Origin of the sequence: Stenotrophomonas maltophilia group sp. RNC7 (assembly GCF_030910085.1) — a bacterium.
Taxonomy (GTDB): domain Bacteria; phylum Pseudomonadota; class Gammaproteobacteria; order Xanthomonadales; family Xanthomonadaceae; genus Stenotrophomonas; species Stenotrophomonas sepilia.
On record NZ_JAVFVN010000779.1, the window covers coordinates 1 to 3,201 of the forward strand.

Consider the following 3,201-nt stretch of genomic DNA (forward strand, 5'->3'; position numbering starts at 1 on the left):
CATAGAAAAGAAGGGATGGGATATGTCCATTTTGAAGCATACGATATAAGGCTGTTTTGGGGCCTATTACATCATCTTGTCCAACTACTTCATCGATTGTTCGCGGTCTCATTCTATGTGATAAAGGTTCATTGTAAAACATTATATATATCTCCCCTTCAGTTTAAAGCACACTATTAAATAGATTATGTCTTTAATAAACTTACCATAAAGTAGGATGAGTGAAAAATTTATTAAATTCTTGTTTAAATTACTCTGTCAATTGAAAGGAATTTCCCCTTTGTATTTTCCACATCATTATTAGAGACTTTAATATAAAAACAATATAAAAATACACAATTTAGAATTTTAGGGACATATTAAAATAACAAAAGACCTCCAATAAATTCATTTCACATAATTAAGATGCTACTTTGTAAAATTAAAGACAAGTGTATGTACCTTATTACTGAAAAAGTAGAAGTTTGTCTTTAATGTCTGACATTAAATGAAAATTTAGTACATCACTTATATAAAAGTGGTGTACTTTTTGTTTATTAGACCGTCTAAAAGACCTCATTTATTAAAACAACCTTAAAAAGGGAACACTTTACAACAATAAAAAGTTTCAGTAAAACAAGAAGATATAATCAGTTCGGTTTAGAGGGAAATCTTTGAAGGAATACACAGTAAAAGAAGTGTCTGAACTTTATAGATGTTTAGCACTATTATTACTAATGTAACAAATACAATAAAACAGAGAGGATTAATTACCTCTCTGTCTTTACTCCTGTGCGACCTTCAAAACATCAATTAATTCTACGAGCTCAAGGAATACTTCAATCCCCTCGTTCAGTTCTTGATTGTCTTCGCCACCAACTAGATTCAGAGCCATTTCTTTACGACTCAATATACTCTTGGGTTTGTTATAGTCATAATCAGTTTTATAAAAGTACATAGGATCGTCTATTTTAAAGAAATCACTTAGCTTCTTTATATGCTCTTCTATGTTACCCTTGCCGTTCAACATATCATAAAAAGCATTTTCGCCAATTCCAGCTCTTTCCATTACCCATGAATTCTTTAACTCTCTAGATTCAATGAATACTCTTATATTTTCACCTGCAATTTTATTAATATTACTCATTCAATTAGTCCTCCGGTATACATTATTAACCTTTATATCACTTATCGTTTTGAAGCTTTTTTAGCTCTAATTTATGTTTCTTTATGGAATATAATAATTATAATTGTAGTTCACTATTTTTTATATAGGATGGTATACTGATTTCTTACTGAAATAGAAAATCCTAATGAAATTGAACAAAAACAACTAAGAAAGAAAAGAATAGAAGAACTCCTGCAAATAATTGAGAAAGAGAAAACTCTTAAGAGTCTATTGCTCTTTCTTCATAGGGGGTATAAGCCCTATTTAATCGCATACCCCACTTCTTTCTATTTTTTTATTTTATGGAGGCACTTATGAACATCATAGAAAAACAAGGAATTATTAAAACTTGGTTTAATGAATTCCTTACTCAACACAATTTCAATATATTAGAAGAACTTATAACTACACATTTTACCTTTCATTCTATAAATAATGGTATAAAAAAATCTAATATTGTGAATAGGGAAGAATTTGAAGAATCCATGGCGTTTTACTTGCATATGATTCACCCTAATAGATGGGTTATCAATAATCTAATTGAAAAGGAAGATTGTATATTTGTTGAATATACTGGATACTTAACTTATACAGACGAATTTATAACATTCACCCCAGAAAATCGAAATAAAAAAGAAACTGGAATTATGAAATTTCATTTTATGGATGGTAAAATAGAAAAATTATATTGGGAAGTAAATTCAGTAGTTTAATAATGAGCTGAAAATTGGGATTCCTGAATATGAAGTAGTGAAATTCTTACTACCAAAGGTCGTGTCCATTTCTGATACGGTTGACGTTACCGTTCTTAAAGTGTAATAAACAAATTATATAATCCATTTTATTTATTATCATTATATAATAGTGATATTATAATTAAACAAACGAGGTGATTGTGTGTTAACTAAGGTGCTTAAAAGCAATAATGAAACAGATAGAAAGTTTCAATCCATCTTGAATGAACTCATCCCCAAAGCAAATGAGTTCTATACTTTGTCTGGCCATCCCGCTTTCGCTAATGATTATAAGATGGTCGTACCATTTAATTTAGTTAATTTTAAAAATGCAGCGCTAGTTGGTACTGCATTTGATTACTTGGCTAGATTGATGATCGCTAGAATCGTTAAAAGCAACCAAAAAGAATTTCTAAATAATTTAAAAGCAACAGATGGTTATGAGGTAATGGAACGATTTTATAAGGAAGATGCATTAATCCCCTTAGATAAGTTGCAGATTGTTTATGAAAAAGGTATGAGCTTGTTTGAATTGTATATTGCTGGAGAAGAAGATATTAACAAGATGATTCCAGTAGCATGCTTCTTTGCTAAATTAGAAAATGTTTATCGAAGTGGGCGCAAACTTGCTAATGAGGAAAAGAAACGTTTCTTTTCTAAACAGCCTGAAGATGTAATAAGAGAATTAGCAGATATGTGCTCGGTATTCCAAGATAAATTCCTTATACCTAAAGTTATATCCTCAGAAAGTGAAGTGATATATAATCCTAATTGCGGTGTAGCTTCTCTTATGGTTAACGGAGCTGATGCAGACATAATCATTGATGGGGTGTTATATGATTTTAAAACCACCAAAAAGTCAGGTTATGCATGGGATGAAGTTGCGCAATTAATTGGATATTATTGTTTAAATAACATATCGTCACGGTTTGCAGAAATAGGTATGCCTTTTCCTTATAAGGATTTAAACATAAAGAAAGTAGCTTTCTATAAGGCGAGATATGGAGAAGTAGAATATTATGATATATCACAGGTAGAAAGGGAGAAGGTAGAAAAAATAACAGAAGATCTAATCTGGCATTTTAAAGATAACCCTAGCCTAAAAATGAAAATGAATATTGACTTTTTCTGGAATTTTGAAGACTACTCTATGTACATTTAATATGATTTGATTAAACATATAAGCTATATAAAAAGGTACTACTAGGGTGCCCTTTTATTAAATACATAAGATCACATTATTAGTAGCATTTGAAAAAATTCACTTCTTATCTCTTTTCAGATAAGAAGTGAATTTTTTGTTTTTGGGGCGACTTGATT

3 protein-coding genes are annotated in these 3,201 nt (G+C 30.0%); 2 read left to right on the plus strand and 1 reads right to left on the minus strand.

Features of this window, described 5'->3' with window-relative positions; genetic code table 11:
• Positions 1 to 763 precede the first annotated feature (763 nt).
• On the minus strand, positions 764 to 1,126 hold the full coding sequence (locus tag RCF13_RS18425; RefSeq protein ID WP_088106411.1) for a hypothetical protein: 363 nt from the start codon (positions 1,124 to 1,126) through the stop codon (positions 764 to 766).
• A 335-nt stretch (positions 1,127 to 1,461) separates the two neighbouring features.
• Here RCF13_RS18425 and RCF13_RS18430 point away from each other — a divergent pair, with 335 nt between their 5' ends.
• Positions 1,462 to 1,860 (plus strand): nuclear transport factor 2 family protein, encoded by a 399-nt coding sequence (locus RCF13_RS18430; RefSeq protein WP_088106410.1) that lies wholly within the window; start codon positions 1,462 to 1,464, stop codon positions 1,858 to 1,860.
• Between the two features lie 184 nt (positions 1,861 to 2,044).
• Positions 2,045 to 3,043 carry a hypothetical protein gene (locus tag RCF13_RS18435; RefSeq protein WP_088106409.1) on the plus strand — a complete coding sequence of 333 codons (999 nt, stop codon included), beginning with the start codon at positions 2,045 to 2,047 and terminating at the stop codon, positions 3,041 to 3,043.
• Positions 3,044 to 3,201 lie beyond the last annotated feature (158 nt).